The sequence below is a fragment of the Pseudomonas graminis genome, assembly GCF_001705435.1.
Taxonomy (GTDB): domain Bacteria; phylum Pseudomonadota; class Gammaproteobacteria; order Pseudomonadales; family Pseudomonadaceae; genus Aquipseudomonas; species Aquipseudomonas graminis_B.
The window spans coordinates 25476-46309 of record NZ_MDEN01000048.1 but is presented as its reverse complement, the minus strand read 5'-3'; the positions used below and the strand labels follow the sequence as shown (position 1 = coordinate 46309).

The 20834-nt window shown below is 59.5% G+C and carries 17 protein-coding genes; 2 read left to right on the top strand and 15 right to left on the bottom strand.

The window, feature by feature from the left end:
* Positions 1-75 precede the first annotated feature (75 nt).
* Positions 76-1980 (bottom strand): molecular chaperone HtpG, encoded by a 1905-nt coding sequence (gene htpG, locus BBI10_RS01755; RefSeq protein WP_065986335.1) that lies wholly within the window; start codon positions 1978-1980, stop codon positions 76-78.
* A gap of 326 nt (positions 1981-2306) precedes the next feature.
* Here htpG and BBI10_RS01750 point away from each other — a divergent pair, with 326 nt between their 5' ends.
* Positions 2307-2558 carry a hypothetical protein gene (locus BBI10_RS01750; RefSeq protein WP_065986299.1) on the top strand — a complete coding sequence of 84 codons (252 nt, stop codon included), beginning with the start codon at positions 2307-2309 and terminating at the stop codon, positions 2556-2558.
* 119 nt (positions 2559-2677) lie between these two features.
* Here the strand turns inward: BBI10_RS01750 and brnQ are convergent, their stop codons facing one another.
* From brnQ to sdhC, 10 genes are all read right to left on the bottom strand, one after another.
* The gene (gene brnQ / locus BBI10_RS01745; protein ID WP_065986298.1) at positions 2678-3991 is read right to left on the bottom strand and encodes a branched-chain amino acid transport system II carrier protein; all 1314 of its coding nucleotides are present in this window, start codon (positions 3989-3991) and stop codon (positions 2678-2680) included.
* Positions 3992-4305: 314 nt separating this feature from the next.
* The gene (gene sucD, locus BBI10_RS01740; RefSeq protein ID WP_037009399.1) at positions 4306-5193 is read right to left on the bottom strand and encodes a succinate--CoA ligase subunit alpha; all 888 of its coding nucleotides are present in this window, start codon (positions 5191-5193) and stop codon (positions 4306-4308) included.
* Complete coding sequence (gene sucC, locus BBI10_RS01735; RefSeq protein WP_004882574.1) at positions 5193-6359, bottom strand: ADP-forming succinate--CoA ligase subunit beta; 1167 nt, start codon at positions 6357-6359, stop codon at positions 5193-5195. The genes sucD and sucC overlap by 1 nt, the downstream gene beginning before the upstream one ends.
* A gap of 198 nt (positions 6360-6557) precedes the next feature.
* Positions 6558-7994 carry a dihydrolipoyl dehydrogenase gene (gene lpdA, locus BBI10_RS01730; protein WP_065986297.1) on the bottom strand — a complete coding sequence of 479 codons (1437 nt, stop codon included), beginning with the start codon at positions 7992-7994 and terminating at the stop codon, positions 6558-6560.
* A gap of 172 nt (positions 7995-8166) precedes the next feature.
* Positions 8167-9417, bottom strand: coding sequence for a 2-oxoglutarate dehydrogenase complex dihydrolipoyllysine-residue succinyltransferase (gene odhB, locus BBI10_RS01725; protein ID WP_065986296.1), 1251 nt, complete (start codon positions 9415-9417; stop codon positions 8167-8169).
* A gap of 42 nt (positions 9418-9459) precedes the next feature.
* Entirely contained in the window at positions 9460-12291 is a 2832-nt protein-coding gene (locus BBI10_RS01720; protein WP_065986295.1) for a 2-oxoglutarate dehydrogenase E1 component, read from the bottom strand.
* 269 nt (positions 12292-12560) lie between these two features.
* Positions 12561-13265, bottom strand: a complete 705-nt coding sequence (locus tag BBI10_RS01715) for a succinate dehydrogenase iron-sulfur subunit (protein ID WP_065986294.1) — start codon at positions 13263-13265, stop codon at positions 12561-12563.
* Between the two features lie 11 nt (positions 13266-13276).
* On the bottom strand, positions 13277-15049 hold the full coding sequence (sdhA, locus tag BBI10_RS01710) for a succinate dehydrogenase flavoprotein subunit (RefSeq protein WP_065986293.1): 1773 nt from the start codon (positions 15047-15049) through the stop codon (positions 13277-13279).
* Between the two features lie 3 nt (positions 15050-15052).
* Complete coding sequence (gene sdhD / locus BBI10_RS01705) at positions 15053-15421, bottom strand: succinate dehydrogenase, hydrophobic membrane anchor protein (RefSeq protein ID WP_065986292.1); 369 nt, start codon at positions 15419-15421, stop codon at positions 15053-15055.
* Positions 15415-15789 carry a succinate dehydrogenase, cytochrome b556 subunit gene (sdhC, locus tag BBI10_RS01700; protein WP_065986291.1) on the bottom strand — a complete coding sequence of 125 codons (375 nt, stop codon included), beginning with the start codon at positions 15787-15789 and terminating at the stop codon, positions 15415-15417. The genes sdhD and sdhC overlap by 7 nt, the downstream gene beginning before the upstream one ends.
* A gap of 362 nt (positions 15790-16151) precedes the next feature.
* Between sdhC and gltA the strand changes: the two genes are divergently transcribed.
* Positions 16152-17441, top strand: a complete 1290-nt coding sequence (gltA, locus tag BBI10_RS01695) for a citrate synthase (protein ID WP_037009384.1) — start codon at positions 16152-16154, stop codon at positions 17439-17441.
* A gap of 84 nt (positions 17442-17525) precedes the next feature.
* Here gltA and BBI10_RS01690 read toward each other — a convergent pair whose 3' ends face one another.
* The 4 genes from BBI10_RS01690 to BBI10_RS01675 all read right to left on the bottom strand — a co-directional run bounded on the left by BBI10_RS01690 (position 17526) and on the right by BBI10_RS01675 (position 20793).
* Entirely contained in the window at positions 17526-18134 is a 609-nt protein-coding gene (locus BBI10_RS01690) for an START domain-containing protein (protein WP_065986290.1), read from the bottom strand.
* 45 nt (positions 18135-18179) lie between these two features.
* The gene (locus BBI10_RS01685) at positions 18180-18437 is read right to left on the bottom strand and encodes a YkgJ family cysteine cluster protein (RefSeq protein ID WP_065986289.1); all 258 of its coding nucleotides are present in this window, start codon (positions 18435-18437) and stop codon (positions 18180-18182) included.
* Between the two features lie 95 nt (positions 18438-18532).
* The gene (locus tag BBI10_RS01680; protein WP_065986288.1) at positions 18533-19240 is read right to left on the bottom strand and encodes a hypothetical protein; all 708 of its coding nucleotides are present in this window, start codon (positions 19238-19240) and stop codon (positions 18533-18535) included.
* A 113-nt stretch (positions 19241-19353) separates the two neighbouring features.
* Complete coding sequence (locus tag BBI10_RS01675; RefSeq protein ID WP_065986287.1) at positions 19354-20793, bottom strand: PLP-dependent aminotransferase family protein; 1440 nt, start codon at positions 20791-20793, stop codon at positions 19354-19356.
* Positions 20794-20834: the final 41 nt, after the last annotated feature.

Genomic DNA, 20834 nt, shown 5'->3' with positions numbered 1-20834 from the left:
GAACTCCTGCTGATAAGGATGGAGGGAGATTAAATGACAAAACCCGCCGAAGCGGGTTCTGCCGTGACGCTGATGTTAAACCGAGAGCTCAACCAACAACTTGTTCAGACGGCGCACGTAGGCCGCCGGATCTTTCAAGCTGTCGCCGGCCGCCAGCGCAGCCTGGTCGAACAGGATGTGCGACAGATCACCGAAGCGGTCTTCATTCTGCTCGTTGTCCAGCTTGCCGATCAGCGGGTGCGACGGGTTGAATTCGAAGATTGGCTTGGAGTCCGGTACCTTCTGACCGCTGGCTTCCAGAATCTGACGCATCTGCAGACCCAGGTCCTGCTCGCCAATCGCCAGAATCGCCGGCGAATCGGTCAAACGGTGGGAAACCCTCACTTCGCTGACGGCTTCACCCAGCGCCGTTTTCAGGCGTTCGATCAGGCCTTCCTTGTCCTTGGCGACTTCTTCCTGAGCCTTCTTGTCCTCTTCGGAATCAAGCTTGCCCAGATCCAGGTCACCGCGTGCCACGTCGACAAAGCCCTTGCCGTCGAAGTCGCTCAGGTAGCTCATCAGCCACTCGTCGATACGGTCGGTCAGCAGCAGCACTTCAATGCCTTTCTTGCGGAAGACTTCGAGGTGCGGGCTGTTCTTGACCTGGGCGTAGCTTTCGCCGGTGAGGAAGTAGATCTTGTCCTGACCTTCCTTGGCGCGCGACAGGTAGTCGGTCAACGACACGCTTTGCTCGCCGCCGTCGTCGGAGGTCGACGCGAAGCGCAACAGGCCGGCTATTTTTTCTTTGTTGGCGAAGTCTTCGGCCGGCCCTTCTTTCAGCACCTGACCGAAGTTTTTCCAGAAGCCTTTGTATTCTTCCGGCTGGTTTTTCGCCAGCTTCTCCAGCATGTCCAGCACGCGCTTCGTCAGCGCGGACTTCATCGAATCGATGATCGGATCTTTCTGCAGGATTTCACGGGACACGTTCAGGGACAGGTCGTTGGAATCGACCACGCCCTTGATGAAGCGCAGGTACAGCGGCAGGAACGATTCCGCCTGGTCCATGACAAATACGCGCTGCACGTACAGCTTCAGGCCGCGCGGTGCTTCGCGCTGGTACAGATCGAACGGCGCGCGGGCCGGCACGTACAACAGCGAGCTGTATTCCAGCTTGCCTTCAACCTTGTTGTGGCTCCAGCTCAGCGGGTTCTCGAAATCGTGGGCGATGTGCTTGTAGAACTCCTGGTATTCCTCGTCCTTGACCTCAGTACGCGGACGGGTCCACAGGGCGCTGGCGCGGTTGACGGTTTCCCACTCTTCAACAGGCTCGGCGTCGCCTTCGACCGGCGCCTGTTCTTTCGGCAGCTGGATCGGCAGGGCGATGTGGTCGGAGTACTTTTTGATGATGTTACGCAGACGGAAGCCGTCAGCGAACTCGTCTTCGGCGCTCTTGAGATGCAGCACGATGCGCGTACCGCGATCGGCTTTCTCGATCGTGGCGACTTCGAACTCGCCCTCGCCTTTCGACGACCAGTGCACACCTTCGCTGGCGGACAGGCCGGCGCGACGGGTGAACACTTCGACTTGATCGGCAACGATGAACGCGGAGTAAAAGCCGACACCGAACTGGCCGATCAGGTGGGAATCTTTCTTCTGATCACCGGACAGGTTCTTCATGAAGTCGGCGGTGCCGGACTTCGCGATGGTGCCCAGATGCGTGATGACATCTTCGCGGCTCATGCCGATGCCGTTGTCTTCCAGGGTAACGGTCTTGGCATCCTTGTCGTAGCTGACTCGGATCTTCAGCTCGGCGCCGCCTTCCAGCAGCTCAGGCTTGGACAGTGCCTCGAAGCGCAGCTTGTCCACCGCGTCGGATGCGTTGGAAATCAGCTCGCGAAGGAAAATTTCCTTGTTCGAGTACAGCGAATGGATCATGAGGTGCAGCAGCTGCTTCACCTCGGTCTGGAAGCCCAGGGTTTCCTTTTGAGTTTCCACACTCATGGTCATCAAACTCCAATCAGTCCACACAAATAGGGGGAGCTGCTCGAAACGCCCAAGGCGGCTCGGAGCAGCGCGTTGTCATCTAGGTGGGGGCTGGGGAGACGATTTCAAGGGACAGGCGTGCGGTCAGTGCAGAATCTTCACCCTCTGAAAATCTTTGGGCCGCCGATCTCATGGCTGAGGACGGCGCACAAACGATCACCGCCTCTCTTCGGCTCAGTGATTACGTCGCCGGATGCTTATGTATTTATCCCGACGGAACATGGAACTAACCTAATAACCGAGTGCTCGAAGGCACGTTGATGACCAATAAGGAGAAACACCCCATGCGTAAATCTTTAGCTATTGCCCTGATGCTTTCTGCCACTCTGGGCCTCGCCGCCTGTGACAAAAAATCCGAAGATAAACAGCAAGATGCAAACAAGGCTGCCGAGCAGTCGCAAGAATCGATGCAAAAAGCGCAAGACAAAGTGAACGACGCTGCCAAAGAAAGTCAGGAAGCCGCTCAAAAGAACGCTGAAGCCGCTCAAGAGCGCGCTAAAGAAGCGAACCAGGCAGCACCTGCAACTAAGCAGTAAGTTTCCAGAGTTTCAAAAAACAAAGCCCGCATTAAGCGGGCTTTGTTTTGTCTATCAAATAATCAGCTCTGCTTCAGAGTGATCGGCGCATCGCTTTCACGGCGCGCCAACCTCCCCCCTCAGGCCAGTGCCTCGCTGCGCTTGCCGAGCATGCGGTCCACGACGAACGCGACGAACAGCGTGATCAGCGACGGGATCAGCCATGCGAGGCCTTGCTCGCTCAAGGGCAGATGAGCCAGCGCATCCGGCAGGTACACACCAAGCGCAGAGCCCTTCACCGCATCCACCGCACCGATCAGGAACGCCACCAGCATGACCGGCGCCACGATCCGCCCCTGCTCGTGCCAGAAATCCTTGCAGAAGCTCAACGCCACCAGTGCAATGCACGGCGGGTAGATCGCGGTCAGCACCGGAATCGAGAACTGGATCAGCTTGGTCAGGCCCAGGTTGGAAACCAGCAGGGAAAACACTGCCAGCAGAATCACCAGCGTCTTGTAAGACAGGGGCAGCACGCGGCTGAAGTATTCGGCGCAGGCGCACGTCAGGCCGACGGCGGTCACCAGACACGCCAGCGAGATCAGCACGGCAAGGAAGCTGCTGCCCAACGTGCCGAAGGTGTGTTGGACGTAGGCATGCAACACAGCGGCGCCATTGGTTGCCCCGGCAGCGATGGCGTGGCTGTCGGAACCCAGACGGAACAGGCTGATGTACACCAGTGCCAGTCCCACACCGGCGATCAGGCCGGCGATGATGGCGTAGCGGGTGATCAACCGAGGCGACTCGACACCGCGGGAGCGAATCGCGTTGACGATGACGATGCCGAAAACCAGCGCGCCCAGGGTGTCCATGGTCAGGTAGCCGTTGATGAAGCCTTGGGAGAACGGCGCGGCGACGTAGGCAGGTTCGGCAATACCGACGTCACCCGCCGGCAGGACAAACGCGGCGATGCCGAGGATGGCCAGGGCAATGATTTTCAGTGGTGCCAGGAAACGGCCGACGGTGTCGAGCAGACGACCCGGATAAAGCGAAATCCAGAACACCAGCACGAAATAAACCAGGCTGTAGAGAAACAGCGCGAGCGGACTTTCACCGGTTAAGGGCGCCAGGCCGACTTCAAACGACACCGTCGCCGTGCGCGGCGTGGCGAACAATGGACCCACGGACAGGTAGCAGACGGCGGCGAGGATGGTTCCGGCGACCTTGCCGATTGGACTGCTCAAGGCGTCCATGGCGCCGCCGACCTTGGCGAGCGCGATCACGGTGACCACCGGAAGGCCGACCGCCGTGACCAGAAAGCCCAACGCGGCCATCCATACATTGGGGCCGGCCTGGAGGCCTACGATCGGGGGGAAGATGATATTGCCAGCGCCCACGAACAGCGCAAACGTCATGAAACCCAGTGCCAGAATGTCCTGGCCTTTCAACACTTTCATTGAGGAAACCACACTGCTGAATCGGAATTAAGAAGAGGATTTCCCTGAGGGTGGGGGAAATGCTGCCCGCCCTTTTAAGACAGACCCTGAGCGCGCCGCCGCTCCTTGTGGGAGCCGACTGCACAAAACGGCGGCTAGCCTACCCTATTTGGCGCACCGATACAGGGCGGTGCGACCGCTGAACGCACGTTCGTGTCGCATATCAGAAATGTCTTACAGGATCAGGGCCTTCCCGCCGGCGCAAATCGAAACGCCAGAAACACAAAAGCCACCCGAAGGTGGCTTTTGTTGATCAGGCAGTGAGACGAGGGCGATTAAGCCTTCTTCACTTCCCAACCGGTCAGCTCAGCCAGGGCTTTGCCGATGTCTGCCAGCGAACGCACGGTTTTCACGCCTGCGTCTTGCAGCGCAGCGAATTTCTCGTCTGCAGTGCCTTTGCCGCCGGAGATGATCGCGCCCGCATGGCCCATGCGCTTGCCCGGAGGAGCAGTCACACCCGCGATGTAGGAAACGACTGGCTTGGTCACGTGTGCCTTGATGTAGGCAGCCGCTTCTTCTTCAGCCGAACCGCCGATCTCGCCGATCATGACGATCGCTTCGGTCTTCGGGTCTTCCTGGAACAGCTTCAGGATGTCGATGAAGTTCGAACCCGGGATCGGATCACCACCGATGCCGACGCACGTCGACTGACCGAAACCGGCGTCAGTGGTCTGCTTCACAGCTTCGTAAGTCAGGGTGCCGGAACGCGACACGATACCGACTTTGCCTGGCAAGTGAATGTGACCTGGCATGATGCCGATCTTGCACTCGCCCGGGGTGATAACGCCTGGGCAGTTAGGGCCGATCAGGACCACACCCAGTTCGTCGCACTTGACCTTGGCTTCGAGCATGTCGATGGTCGGGATGCCTTCGGTGATGCAAACGATCAGCTTGATGCCGCCGAACGCTGCTTCAAGGATGGAATCCTTGCAGAACGGAGCCGGAACGTAGATGACCGAAGCGGTTGCGCCGGTTTTTTCTACTGCTTCGGACACCGTGTTGAACACTGGCAGGTTCAGGTGCGTGGTGCCGCCCTTGCCTGGGGTCACGCCGCCAACCATTTTGGTGCCGTAGGCAATGGCTTGCTCGGAGTGGAAGGTACCCTGGGAGCCGGTGAAGCCCTGGCAGATAACCTTGGTGTCTTTATTGATCAGGACGCTCATTATTTGCCCTCCGCAGCTTTGACGACTTGTTGAGCAGCGTCGGTCAGGCTGGTAGCTGCGATGATGTTCAAGCCGCTTTCTGCCAGTACTTTAGCGCCCAGCTCAGCGTTGTTGCCTTCAAGGCGAACAACAACCGGGATTTTCACGCCGACTTCTTTCACCGCGCCAATGATGCCTTCGGCAATCATGTCGCAACGGACGATGCCGCCGAAGATGTTGACCAGTACTGCAGCGACGTTGGTGTCGGACAGGATGATCTTGAACGCTTCGGTAACGCGTTCTTTGGTTGCGCCACCGCCTACGTCGAGGAAGTTGGCTGGCTTGCCGCCGTGCAGGTTGACGATGTCCATGGTACCCATGGCCAGACCGGCACCGTTGACCATGCAGCCGATGTTGCCTTCCAGTGCCACGTAGTTCAGTTCGAACTTGGCAGCGTGGGCTTCACGTGGGTCGTCTTGCGACGGGTCGTGGAAAGCCTTCAGCTTTGGCTGACGGTACATGGCGTTGGCGTCGATGTTGATCTTGGCGTCGAGGCAATGCAGATCGCCGTCAGCCTTGATCACCAGCGGGTTCACTTCCAGCAGGGCCAGGTCGTGGTCCTGGAACAGCTTGGCCAGACCGGTGAAGATCTTGGCGAACTGAGTGACCTGCTTGCCTTCCAGACCCAGCTGGAAGGCCAGATCGCGACCCTGGAATGGCTGAGCGCCAACCAGTGGATCGATGGTCGCTTTGAGAATCTTCTCAGGCGTGTCGTGAGCGATTTTCTCGATGTCCACGCCACCTTCGGTGGACGCCATGAACACGATACGGCGGCTCGAACGATCGACTACAGCGCCCAGGTACAGCTCTTTGGCGATGTCAGTGCACGATTCAACCAGGATCTTGGTGACCGGCTGACCGTTGGCATCAGTCTGGTAAGTGACCAGACGCTTGCCCAACCACTGTTGAGCGAACGCAGCGGCGTCTTCCTTGCTGCGAACCAGCTTGACGCCTCCCGCTTTACCGCGACCGCCTGCGTGAACCTGGGCTTTGACGACCCACTCGGTTCCGCCGATCTTGTCGCACGCTTCTGCTGCTGCTTCCGGGGTGTCTACTGCATAGCCCTTGGATACTGGCAGGCCGTATTCAGCAAACAGCTGCTTACCCTGATACTCGTGAAGATTCATGCTTATTACCGTCTTCGTTAGGTACTGCGCATTCGGTGCTGCTCGTCAAAGCGTGCCGCACCACCTGTGACCGCTTCTCCCGGAGAACGCAGATCAGGCGTGAAGCCTGCCTGCGCTGCCGGGAGTTCGAGTCCAACGATCCTTCCGCGGTAAGCCCTGCGAGCAGGGCCTGCGACGGGCGGATCGTCGTGGTTATTTTCAGCGTTTTTTCTTGTTCTGGATGTGAATGGCGCCGCCATTCACTGCCAGTGCCGCTTCGTGCAGCGCTTCGGACAGCGTCGGGTGGGAGAAGACCATCATGCCGATGTCTTCGGCACTGGTGCCGAACTCCATACCGATCGCGCCCTGCTGTACCAGCTCTGCAGCGCCAGGACCAATGACGTGCACACCCAGTACACGGTCGGTCTTGGCATCAGCGATGACCTTGACGAAACCGCCGGTGTCATTCGCTGCCATTGCACGGCCGCTCGCCGCGAACGGGAACTGACCGACGTTAACTTCCACGCCTTCGGCCTTGAGCGTCTGCTCGGTCTTGCCGACCCACGCGATTTCCGGGTGGGTATAGATAACCGACGGGATCAGGTCGTAGTTCATCTGGGTCTTGTGACCCTTGATGCGCTCGACGACCATGATGCCTTCTTCGGACGCTTTGTGCGCCAGCATCAGACCACGAACCACGTCACCGATGGCGTACACGCCAGGAACGCTGGTCTCGCACTGCTCATTGACGAAGATGAAGCCGCGCTCGTCGATGTCGACGCCGCTGTCGGCAGCCAGCAGCTCGGTGGTCACCGGGCGACGGCCAACGGCCACGATCACGCGGTCGAACGTGATGTTCTGCTCGCCGTCCTTGTCGGTGTAGGTCACGACAACTTCATCGCCATTGACCTTGGAACCGGTGACGCGAGCGCCCAGCTTGATGTCCAGACCCTGCTTGTTGAAGGTCTTCTGCGCTTCCTTGGCAACGGCTTCGTCAGCGGCAGGCAGGAATTTCTCCAGCGCTTCGAGAACTGTCACTTTGGCACCCAGGCGAGCCCAGACCGAACCCAGTTCCAGACCGATAACGCCGGCGCCGATGACGCACAGGCGCTCAGGCACTGCCGGGAATTCCAGGGCGCCTGTCGAATCGACGATGGTGACCTGATTGACCGGAGCCGGCGGAATGTCGATCGGACGCGAACCGGACGCCAGAATGATGTTTTCGGCTTCGATGACTTCGGTGGTGCCGTCAGGCTTGGTCAGCTCGACTTTCTTGCCGGCCAGCAGTTTGCCGTGGCCCTGCAGGGAAGTGACGCCGTTGGCCTTGAACAGGCTGGCAACGCCGCCGGTCAGGCCTTTGACGATCTGTGCCTTGCGACCAATCATAGCAGCAATGTCCATCTTCAGGTCGCTGAGCGAGATACCGTGAACACCGAACTGATTCTTGGCTTCGTAGAATTTCCAGGAGCTGTCCAACAGCGCCTTGGAGGGGATGCAGCCCACGTTCAGACAGGTACCGCCGAGGGCCAGCTTGCCCTCTTTATCCTGGTACTTCTCGATGCAGGCAGTCGTGAGACCGAGTTGCGCGGCCTTGATAGCGGCCACATAGCCGCCAGGGCCAGCGCCAATCACTACCACGTCGAATTTCTGGGACATAGAAAAGAGTTCCTCTTTAGCTGCGAGCTTTAAGCCACAAGCTGCAAGCTGATCCGTGATGCTTTACAGACGAGTTGCAGCCTGTTCATTAGGATGTTGCGACGACCCAAGCGTCGGCGCCAGGCTGCTGTAACTTGCAGCTTGACGCTTGCGGCTTGCAGCTGTCCTTGAATCAGATGTCCAGCAACAGACGCGCCGGGTCTTCCAGCAGGTTCTTGATGGTCACCAGGAAGGTCACGGCTTCTTTACCGTCGATCAGGCGGTGATCGTAGGACAGCGCCAGATACATCATCGGACGGATGACGACCTGGCCGTTGATCGCCATAGGACGCTGCAGAATGTTGTGCATGCCCAGAATGGCCGCTTGCGGCGGATTGACGATAGGGGTCGACATCATCGAACCGAAAGTACCACCGTTGGTGATGGTGAAGGTACCGCCAGTCATCTCGTCGATGGACAGTTTGCCGTCACGGGCTTTCTTGCCGAAGGTGGCGATACCGCCTTCGATTTCAGCCAGGCTCATCTGCTCGGCGTTGCGCAGCACCGGAACCACCAGACCACGATCGCTCGACACGGCAACGCCGACGTCGGCATAACCGTGATAAACGATGTCAGTGCCGTCGATCGAGGCGTTGACGGCCGGGTAGCGTTTCAGCGCTTCGGTCGCGGCCTTGACGAAGAACGACATGAAGCCCAGGCGTACGCCGTTATGGGACTTCTCGAACAGGTCCTTGTACTTCGAACGCAGGGCCATGACTTCGGTCATGTCGACTTCGTTGAAGGTAGTCAGCATCGCCATGTTCGACTGAGCTTCAACCAGACGCTCTGCCACCTTGGCGCGCAGACGCGTCATCGGCACGCGCTTCTCGGTGCGGTCGCCAACGGCAGCCACAGGCGCGGCGGCAGCGGCAGCAGGCTTGGCGGCAGGTGCAGCGGCCGGAGCGGATTTCTTCGCTTCGATGGCAGCAACAACGTCTTCCTTGGTCACGCGGCCGTCTTTGCCTGTGCCTTTGACGCTGGACAGGTTGATGCCGTTTTCTTCGGCCAGCTTGCGGGCAGCCGGAGCGCCGATGGCGTCTTCGTCACCGGAAGCGGCGGCAGGTGCAGCAGCAGCCTGGGCAGGCGCAGCAGCCGGAGCCGATGCAGCAGCGGCTGGAGCGGCAGCGGCTGGGGCAGCGGCAGCACCGCCCTCTTCGATCGATCCCAGTAGCTGGTTCGACAGGACAGTAGCGCCCTCTTCGGCAACGATTGCGCCCAGTACACCGTCAGCTTCGGCCAATACTTCCAGCACGACCTTGTCGGTTTCGATATCGACGATCAGGTCATCACGCTTGACGGCGTCGCCCGGTTTTTTGTGCCAGGTGGCAACGGTGCCGTCGGCAACGGATTCCGGGAAAGAGGGGGCTTTGATCTCAATAGCCATTATCTGTAATTCCTTTAATTCGGTTTCTAGTGCGCGAAGGCGTTAAACGGAGAACGCGTCTTTCAGCAGTTTTTCCTGCTGTTCGGCGTGCATCGAAGCGTATCCACAAGCAGGGGCAGCGGAGGCATCACGGCCGGCATACTCGAGAACGAGGTTGCGGTTGTGATTGCCGATGCTGCGGCGCAAGTGGTGCTGACTGCTGTACCAGGCGCCCTGGTTCATGGGTTCTTCCTGACACCAGACCACGTTGGTCAGGTTGGTATACGACGCGATAGCGTCCATCAGGTCGTCTTCCGGGAACGGATAGAGCTGCTCGAGACGCACGATGGCGATGTCTTCGCGGCCTTCGGCACGGCGCTTTTCCAGCAGGTCGTAGTAGACCTTGCCGCTGCACAGCACCAGACGCGTCACTTTCGCGGCATCGAGGGTGTCGATTTCCGGGATGACCGTCTGGAACGAGCCATGGGCCAGATCTTCCAGTGTCGACACGGCCAGCTTGTGGCGCAGCAACGACTTCGGCGTCAACACGATCAGCGGCTTGCGCAGCGGACGGATCACCTGACGGCGCAGCAGATGGTAGATCTGAGCCGGGGTGGTCGGTACGCAGACCTGGATGTTGTGCTCGGCGCACAATTGCAGGTAACGCTCAAGACGTGCCGATGAGTGCTCCGGGCCCTGCCCTTCGTAGCCATGGGGCAACAGCATGGTCAGGCCGCACAGACGGCCCCATTTGTGCTCGCCGCTGGTGATGAATTGGTCGATCACGACCTGTGCACCGTTGGCAAAGTCACCGAACTGGGCTTCCCAGATCACCAGCGCATTGGGCTGAGTGGTCGAGTAACCGTATTCGAACGCCAGCACAGCTTCTTCCGACAGGAAAGAGTCGTACAGGTCAAAGCGAGGCTGACCGGCGTACAGGTTCTGCAAAGGCACGTAGGTCGCACCGTCTTTCTGGTTGTGCAGCACGGCGTGGCGGTGCGAGAACGTACCGCGACCAACGTCCTGCCCGGTGATGCGAACCTGATGCCCTTCGAACGCCAGCGTGGCGTAGGCCATGGTTTCGGCGTAACCCCAGTTGATCGGAAGGCCACCGACTTGCATCTTCTGGCGGTCTTCGTAGATTTTCTGGACCTGACGCTGAACCACGAAACCTTCCGGCACTTCCATCAGCTTGGCCGACAGTTCCTGCAGGGTCTTGAGGTCGAAACTGGTGTCGTGACGTGCTGTCCACGCGTGACCCAGGTACGGACGCCAATCAACGAACAATTCCTTGTTCGGCTCTTTGACCAGGCTTTTGACAACGTGCATGCCGTTGTCCAGCGCGTTGCGGTACTCGTCGACCTTGGCCTGAGCGGCTTCGGCGTTGAGGATGCCGGCGGTGGCCAGTGCATCGGCATACAGCTCACGGGTGGTGCGCTGTTTGGCGATCTGCTGGTACATCAGCGGCTGGGTGCCACTCGGCTCATCGGCTTCGTTGTGACCGCGACGACGGTAGCAGACCAGATCGATGACCACGTCACGCTTGAACTGCATGCGGTAGTCGATCGCCAGCTGGGTCACGAACAACACGGCTTCCGGATCATCGCCATTCACATGGAGGATCGGCGCCTGAATCATCTTGGCAACGTCGGTCGCGTACTCGGTGGAGCGCGAGTCTTCCTGCTTGCTGATGGTGAAGCCGACCTGGTTGTTGATCACGATGTGGATCGTGCCGCCGGTCTTGAAGCCGCGGGTCTGCGACATCTGGAAGGTTTCCAGCACCACACCTTGACCTGCGAACGCCGCGTCACCGTGGATCGAGATCGGCAGCACTTTCTCGCCAGTGGCGTCGTTGCGACGGTCCTGACGGGCACGCACCGAACCTTCAACCACAGGGGAAACGATTTCCAGGTGGGACGGGTTGAACGCCATCGCCAGGTGGACTTCGCCGCCGGTGGTCATCACGTTGGACGAGAAGCCCTGGTGATATTTGACGTCACCGGAGCCTAGCTCGACCTTCTTCTTGCCTTCGAACTCGTCGAACAGGTCGCGCGGGTTCTTGCCGAAGGTGTTGACCAGCACGTTGAGACGGCCACGGTGGGCCATGCCGATGACAACTTCCTTGGTGCCGTAGGAACCGGAGCGCTGAATCAGCTCGTCGAGCATCGGAATCAGGCTTTCGCCGCCTTCCAGACCGAAACGCTTGGTGCCCGGGTATTTGGTGCCCAGGTACTTCTCCAAACCCTCGCCCGCCGTCACACGCTCGAGCAGATGGCTCTTGATGTCGGCGGAATAGGCAGGACGGCCACGCACGCTTTCGAGGCGCTGCATGAACCAGTTGCGCTGGTTGGAATCGACGATGTGCGTGAACTCGGCGCCGATGGTGCGGCAATATGTCTGCTGCAACGCTTCGACGATTTCGCGTAGGCTCGCTTCTTCTTTGCCGATGAACAGGTCGCCGGCACGGAATGTGGTATCGAGGTCAGCGTTGGTCAAACCGTAATGGTTGATCGACAGGTCAGCTGGCGCAGTACGCTTCCACAGACCCAGAGGATCGAGTTGCGCACCCTGATGGCCGCGCATACGGAATGCCTGGATAAGTCGCAGCACTTCAACTTGCTTCTTTTCATGCTCGCTGCTCACGCTGCCGGCAGAGACCGGTTGGGCGCGGCGCTGGTTTTTCCCCAGCAACACAAAATGATCGCGAACCGTAGAGTGCGATACATCGGTGGCAGTGCTGCCGTCAGCCGGCAACGTCTGAAAATAGGTGCGCCACTCTTCTGGCACAGCGTTAGGGTCGTGCAGGTAGAGCTCATAGAGCTCTTCCACATAGGCAGCGTTACCACCGGAAAGGTGGGCGCTGTTCCACATGCGCTGCATCACGCTTTCTTGCATGCTTGGTCACCCTCGATTAGGGGACACCATCGGCGTCGATGCCAGCGCAAACTTGAAAAGTCCATGTGCAGCGACTTCAAGTCACTAGGGATCACGCAGATAGTCCGGGTACCAGCCCGGATGCCCCTGCTGGTTTCATTTCTTCAAAATAAGAGCTGAAGCCCTGCGACAACTGCTCAGGTTAAAACTACGGCGCCGGTTGAAGCCTGCGCCGCAGCGTTTACGGGTGCTGCAGTAGCGGGTGCTGCGGTGTTACAGATGCGGCAAACTCAGACACCGCTTTTGAGCAGCATGTTGCGCACGTGACCGATAGCCTTGGTTGGGTTCAGGCCTTTCGGGCAAACGTTGACGCAGTTCATGATGCCGCGGCAGCGGAAAACACTGAACGGATCGTCCATCGACGCCAGACGCTCTTGGGTCCGGGTGTCGCGGCTGTCAGCCAGGAAACGATAGGCTTGCAGGATCGCGGCAGGCCCCAGGAACTTGTCGGGGTTCCACCAGAACGACGGGCAGGACGTCGAGCAGCAAGCGCACAGGATGCACTCGTACAGGCCGTCGAGTTTTTCCCGCTCTTCGGGGCTCTGCAGGCGCTCGATGGACGGAGCCGGCGTGTCGTTCTGCAGGAATGGCTTCACCTTCTCGTACTGCTTGTAGAAGATGCTCATGTCGACGGCGAGGTCGCGGATGACCGGCAGGCCAGGCAGTGGGCGAACCACCAGCTTGTTGCCCTTGACCACAGCCGACAGCGGCGTGATGCAGGCCAGGCCGTTCTTGCCGTTGATGTTCATGCCGTCGGAGCCGCACACGCCTTCGCGGCACGAGCGACGGTACGAGAAGCCCTCGTCCTGCTCTTTGATCAGAGCCAGCACATCCAGGACCATCAGGTCTTTGCCACCGGTGTCGACCTGGAAATCCTGCATGAACGGCGCGGCGTCCTGATCAGGGTTGTAGCGATAAACACTGACTTGCAACATGGCGGTCACCCTTAATAAGTCCGAATCTTAGGCTCAAAAGTCGGAACAGTTTTTGGCGAGAAGTTCACGGCACGCTTGGCTACGCGCTTGTCACCCGGGAAGTACAGGGTGTGACACAGCCAGTTCTCGTCGTCGCGATCTTCAAAGTCTTCACGGGCGTGAGCGCCACGGGACTCCTTGCGATGCTCTGCGGCGATCGCCGTTGCTTCAGCGACTTCCAGCAGGTTCTGCAGCTCCAGCGCTTCGATCCGGGCTGTGTTGAATGCCTGGCTCTTGTCGTTGATCTTGACGTTGGCGATGCGCGTGCGCAGGTCAGCCAGCTGGGCGATACCCTTCTGCATGTATTCGCCGGTACGGAACACACCGAAGTAGTTCTGCATGCAGCTTTGCAGCTCTTTGCGCAGGGTAGCGACGTCTTCGCCATCGGTGCGCGAGTTCAGACCATTGAGGCGAGCCAGCGCAACGTCGATGTCGGTTTCGGAAGCGCGACGGTAGTCGACGCCTTCGTTGAGTGCCTGCTCCAGGTGCAGACCGGCAGCACGGCCGAACACCACCAGATCGAGCAGCGAGTTACCGCCCAGACGGTTGGCACCGTGAACCGATACGCATGCCACTTCACCCACCGCGAACAGGCCCGGGATGATGGTGTCGACGCCAGCGGCGTCCTGGGTGATCGCCTGACCATGAATGTTGGTGGCAACGCCGCCCATCATGTAGTGGCAGGTCGGCACGACAGGGATTGGCGCAACGGCCGGATCGACGTGTGCGAAGGTCTTGGACAGTTCCATGATCCCTGGCAGACGGCTGTGCAGCACTTCCTCACCGAGGTGATCGAGTTTGAGCATCACGTGGTCACCGTCGGGACCGCAACCGTTGCCGGCGATGATCTCTTTAACCATCGAGCGAGCCACAACGTCACGACCGGCAAGGTCCTTGGCGTTTGGCGCGTAACGCTCCATGAAACGCTCGCCATGCTTGTTGATCAGGTAACCGCCTTCACCACGGCAGCCTTCTGTGACCAGTACACCTGCGCCGGCGATGCCGGTCGGGTGGAACTGCCACATTTCGATGTCCTGAACCGGAACACCGGCACGCAGCGCCATGCCCACGCCGTCGCCGGTGTTGATCAGGGCGTTGGTGGTGGAGGAGTAGATACGGCCAGCACCGCCAGTGGCCAGTACAGTCGCGTCAGCGCGAATGTAGGAGGTTTCACCGGTTTCGATGCAGATGGCAATGATGCCGACGAACGCGCCGTCCTGGTTCTTCACCAGGTCAACGGCGTAGTACTCGTTGAGGAATACAGTGCCGGCCTTCAGGTTGGCCTGATACAGGGTGTGCAGCAGCGCGTGACCGGTACGGTCGGCAGCTGCACAGGTACGTGCAGCCTGACCGCCCTTGCCGAAGTCTTTCGACTGGCCGCCGAACGGACGCTGATAGATGCGGCCCTGCTCGGTACGGGAAAACGGCAGACCCATGTGCTCGAGCTCGAACACGGCTTCCGGGCCCACGGAACACATGTATTCGATAGCGTCCTGGTCACCGATGTAGTCGGAGCCCTTGACGGTATCGTACATGTGCCAGCGCCAGTCATCGTTCGGATCAGCCGAAGCGATGGCGCAGGTGATGCCACCCTGTGCGGAAACGGTGTGGGAGCGAGTCGGGAAAACCTTGGTGACTACAGCGGTCTTGTGGCCGCCCTGAGCCAGCTGCAATGCGGCACGCATGCCCGCACCGCCGCCGCCAATGATAATGGCGTCGAATGAAAGCGTATTAATGTTAGCCATGAATCAGATACCCCAAAGAATCTGCACACCCCAGACGAAGTAAGCGAACATCGCAATGCCGCACACCGCCTGAAAAAGGAAACGCACCACTGTCGCGGAGTTGCCCAGCGCCATCGGCGTCAGGTAATCGGTCGCGATGGTCCACATGCCAACCCAGGCGTGAGCCGCCAGGGCAACAAGGGCCAACAGGCTGAAGATGCGCATTGCGTTATGGGAGAACAGCGCGTGCCACGTGGCGAAATCGAGGCCAGGGTGCGCGATCAGGTACCCGATCAGGAAAATGAAATAAGCCGCGAGTACGACGGCGGAGACGCGTTGCGCCATCCAGTCATACAGGCCCGAACGAGAAAGGTTAGTGACGTTGGTTACCATATCCACACTCCTGCCAGAACGATCACCACCACAGACACGGCGATAACAATTTGAGAGCCCCGCTTGCCGCCTTCCAGCGTCTCGCCGATGCCCGTGTCCATGATCAGATGACGGACGCCCGCCACCAGGTGATAAAGCAGTGCGGACAGAAGAGCCCAGATCACGAACTTGGCCAGCGGACTGGTCAGTCCCGCTTTCACCGACGCGAAGCCTTCCTCGGAGTCGAGCGACAGGTCCAATGCATAAAGCATGATGGCAATGCCGACGAAGAGGATGACACCGGAAATACGGTGAAGGATGGACGTGTAAGCAGTGATAGGGAGTTTGATGGTCCTTAGGTCTAGGTTTACAGGTCGTTGGCTTTTCACGGCTTTTTTTCACACTGAAGAGCCCTAACACTCAGGGCAAGTTGTTGGGAAGTGTACTGGTCAGGTACCCACTACCCAGGAAGTGACCAACCCCGTTGAATCAGGCCTGAAAGCCCCTGGCGGTCGGACGCCGAGTATAGACAGTTAGCCCGCTAATGACAACGCGCAGACCCTGTCCCAAGGGTGGATTGCTTTAGCCCGATAATTGGCGTAAATGGCCCGTAATTTCGACGAAAACCATGGCTTAAAGCCCTCTGCTACAAGACTTTTGGCAAATTGACTTTAGAATTTATCTCACTATAGTGATGCGGGCCCTGCGTGGGGGGTCTGTCTGATGATTTGAAGCATAATTAGGAGGCCACATGGCTGATAAAAAAGCGCAGTTGATCATCGAGGGCGCAGCCCCCGTCGAGCTGCCCATTCTGACCGGCACCGTTGGTCCCGATGTTATCGACGTACGCGGCCTGACTGCCACCGGACGCTTCACATTCGACCCAGGCTTCATGTCCACCGCCTCATGCGAATCGAAGATCACCTATATCGATGGTGACAACGGCATTCTCCTGCATCGCGGCTACCCGATCGAACAGCTGGCCGAGCAATCGGACTACCTGGAAACCTGCTACCTGTTGCTTAACGGCGAGCTGCCAACCGCCGAGCAAAAAGCCGAATTCGTCGTCACCGTGAAGAATCACACCATGGTGCACGAGCAACTGAAGACCTTCTTCAACGGTTTCCGCCGCGACGCCCACCCGATGGCCGTCATGTGCGGTGTGGTTGGCGCCCTGTCGGCGTTCTACCACGACTCCCTGGACATCAATAATCCGCAGCACCGGGAAATCTCCGCGATCCGCCTGGTCGCCAAGATGCCGACCCTGGCCGCGATGGTTTACAAGTACTCCATGGGTCAACCCATGATGTACCCGCGCAACGACCTCAGCTACGCGGAAAACTTCCTGCACATGATGTTCAACACGCCGTGCGAGATCAAACCGATCAGCCCGACGCTGGCCAAGGCCATGGACCGGATCTTCATCCTTCACGCCGACCACGAACAGAACGCCTCGACGTCCACCGTGCGCATGGCAGGCTCTTCGGGCGCCAACCCGTTTGCCTGTATCGCAGCCGGTATTGCCGCGCTCTGGGGCCCTGCCCACGGCGGCGCCAACGAAGCCGTGCTGACCATGCTCGATGAGATTGGCGATGTGTCCAACATCGACACCTACATCGCCAAGGCCAAGGACAAGAACGATCCGTTCAAGCTGATGGGCTTTGGCCACCGGGTTTACAAGAACCGCGACCCGCGCGCCACCGTGATGAAGCAGACCTGCGACGAAGTCCTGCGCGAGCTGGGCATCACCAACGACCCGCAGCTCGAACTGGCCATGCGTCTTGAAGAGATCGCCCTGACCGACCCGTACTTCATCGAACGCTCGCTGTACCCGAACGTGGACTTCTACTCGGGCATCATCCTCAAGGCGATCGGCATCCCGACCAGTATGTTCACCGTGATTTTCGCCCTGGCGCGAACCGTCGGCTGGATCTCTCACTGGAAGGAAATGCTGTCGAGCCCTTACAAGATCGGCCGTCCACGCCAGCTGTACACCGGCGAAGTGTCCCGGGACATCGTTCCGCTGGCCGAGCGTAAGTAACTCGGCAGCACCCGCCAAGACGCAAAAAAGGCTGCCCTCGGGCAGCCTTTTTAGTGTGTGGCTTTAGCGTCGCGAGCGAGCCGATCAGTTCTTCTCGGCTCGGTCCTTCAGCGCTTTCAGGGTGTTGAACGGCGCATCCACGACGAACTTGTTCGCCAGCCAGGACGGCACGCTGCCGCCCGGCTCGGTGTGCACCTGATAGGTGACCTCGGTCAGATTCTCGCCTTTGGGCACGAACTTCCAGAACCCCTCGACCTGCGCCACCCGCACAAAGCCTTTCTCTTCCGGGATGTACTTGGGGTCGCCTTCCAGCTGACGGGTCATGCTGCCATCGGCGCCCTCCACTGTGGTGACCTTCAGCACCGAATCCCGGGGTGTGACCGGCCAGGGCGTGTTGAACTGGGAATAGGTCCAGGTCTTGTCGCCCTCATGCTTGAGTATCTTCTGCAGTTTGCATTCGTGAATCCAGGCACAGGCGCTGACCACGTCTTCCTGCAACGCCCGGAGCTTGCCGATGCTCGCCTTGATGGTGGTCACGCCCTGATAGGCCTTGTACTGCGACCCGGGGAATTCGCTGAGTGAGACCTTGATCCCCTCCTCGTTCTTCGCGACTTTCCACTCCTCAGCCTGCGCCGAAGCCGCCACCCATACAGTCAGTCCCAATCCGAAAGCAATGCGGTACAGCGAACTCATATGTTGTTCCTTATTGTTGAAGTTCAGTCGTGCCTCGGCCGCAATTCACGCCACCGATGTCATCTTTTCCCACCAGCCAATCAGCCTGATCGCATCCTCGGGACCGCTGCCACACACTTCGGGCTCCGCTGCAAACTGGCCACATACCGCCGGCCTTCCCGGCTGCCCGAAGATTGCGCAGAGCATGTCCACCGACAGGTGCAGGCAGCGCATGCCGGCAGGTTTGCCGTTGGGCATTCCAGGGATCGGTGATGTGATGGACGGCGCGATGCAGCACGCGCCGCAGCCTGAACGGCATTCCATGGAGAGAACCTGTGTGGCAGTGAGGACGATGGCAGGATCTTACGCGCTAAAACACACGTTTGAAAATCAGGTCCTGCGACAGCGCCGTGCGCTCATCACTTTTTAAAGGTGAAATCCAAAGCAGCGCCTTCGACGTCCTTGCGTGCCTCATTACGCAACTGCAAATCCATTTCATTGCTCAGCAGACGGCCTTGCATCTGGAAGTCTGGGTCCGCATCCGCATCCGGGAACATTTTAGGCAGCAGCGGCTTGGCCCCAGTTGACTGGGCTTTGGACTTTGACGCCGAGGAGATCACATTCGCCGGAGGGGTCAGTTGCTTAACCATCTCGGGCGGCAGACTCAGGTCGAGGGGCACCTTGTTCAGGCGGGTCTCCTTGACCACTTGAGACGCCGATTTACTCTTGCTGGCCACCGGCGCACGCCGCGCGACTTCGGCATTATCCGCTTTGACCTTGGCAGATTTGGCGTTCGTGCCAGCGGACTTACCGTCCGCAGCCTTGACATCGGTGACCTCCCGCGGCGCTCCAGCCGACGCCTTACCCGACGCGACTACAGGCACGGCAGGAATGTTCGGCGCCAGCGCATGGACCGCTGGCGCATCCGCAGCAGGCTTGTCCGCCAGCGCAGGCGCGGACTCAGGCTCTGACGCTGGCTTCGCTGCTTTAGCAGCTTCGGCCGGCGCAGCGGCACCCGCAGCAGGCGCAGAAGCGGTAGCTTTCGCCGGCGGGGTGGGCGCTTTATCGGCATCACAGGCGCTCAGCAACACCAACACCATCACACTTAAACAACGCAGTGATTTCATAGTCTGAACGGCAGTAAGTAAGACAGGGGCCATATGCTGGCCCGTTGCACGGCGGCTGACAAGTTCCCTGTCAGCCTCCCTCGATAGTATGGAAAGCTGGCGGCCCTACGAGTTCACCAGGATTGCCCGGCGTCCTGGCATAACTGCTTGGCCAGCATGCCCACCGTTATCAACGCCCTCTCCGCTTCACGGTTCCACGGCAGCCCGCAATTCAGGCGAATGCAGTGGTTGAACTGCTCGGTATTACTGAAGATCAGGCCCGGCGCGATGCTGATGCCCTGCTCAAGCGCGCGCACGTGCAACTCCTGAGTGTTTACCCGCCCCGGGAGGCTGATCCACAGGATGAACCCGCCCGCAGGCCGGCTGATCTGCGTGCCTTCGGGGAACATTTGCTGCACGGCGAGCTGGAAGGCGCTCAGATTCTTGCGGTGCTCCTGACGGATAAAGCGCAAGTGCCGGTCATACCCGCCGTTTTCGAGGTAGGACGCCACCGCCATCTGCGTCACGCTGCACGCCGAATGGGTGCTGAAGGTCTGCAGGCGCTGGATTTCCGCTTGGTATTTCCCGGCGATCATCCAGCCGATCCGCACGCCCGGCGACAGGGTCTTGGAGAAGCTGGAGCAGTAGATGACGTGGCCCAGCCGGTCGAACGCCTTCAACGCCTTGGTCTTGTTCTGCTCGTACATCAGCTCGCCGTAGATGTCGTCCTCGATGATTTGGATGTCGAAATCCGAGGCCAGGCGCAGCAGGTGTTTCTGCCGCTCTTCCGGCATGGTGCTGCCCAGCGGGTTGCTCAGCCGCGACGTCATCACCAGCGCCTTGATCGACCACTGATTGGCCGCCAGTTGCAGCGCTTCCAGGCTGATCCCGGTGTTGGGGTCGCTGGGGATTTCGATGACTTTCAAGCCAAGCAGATCGGCCAGTTGCAGCAGGCCGTAATAGGTTGGGGATTCTGCAGCGATCAGGTCACCGGGGCTAGTCAGCACCCGCAGCGACATCTGCAGCGCATCGACGCAACCGTGGGTGATCACCACTTCCGAGGGGTCGATCACCACGCCGGCGTCGCGCATCCGGATCGCCACTTGCCGGCGCAGCGGCTCGAAACCCGGGCTGAACATGTAGTTGAATGCGCGGGGGCTTTGAAACCGGGTGACCTTGGCCAGTTGCTGATGCAATGCGCGCAACGGCAAGTAATCGATGTGCGGGACAGCAGCGCCAAACGCGAACACCCCTTCACGCCGCGCTTCGACCAGCACCTGCTGAATGATGCTGGCGCGGGTGACCAGGCCGGGACGCTCAACCCGCGCGATATCGGGGGTCGCCGCCGTGAGGGCCGGGGTTTGGTGCACGTAATAGCCGGACTGCGGCCGCGCGCGGATCAAACCCTGATCTTCAAGGTTGGCATAGGCCTGCAGGACGGTGGCATGGCTGACGTTGAGCTGGGAGCTCATCTTGCGCACGGAGGGCACGCGTTCGCCTGGCTGGTACACGCCCCGGCGAATGTCTTCGGCCAGCTGTTGGGCGATGCGTTGGTACAACAACAGACTGGTCATTTCGCGTCCCTCGATCCCGTGCTTTGATCATGCGTGCGGTG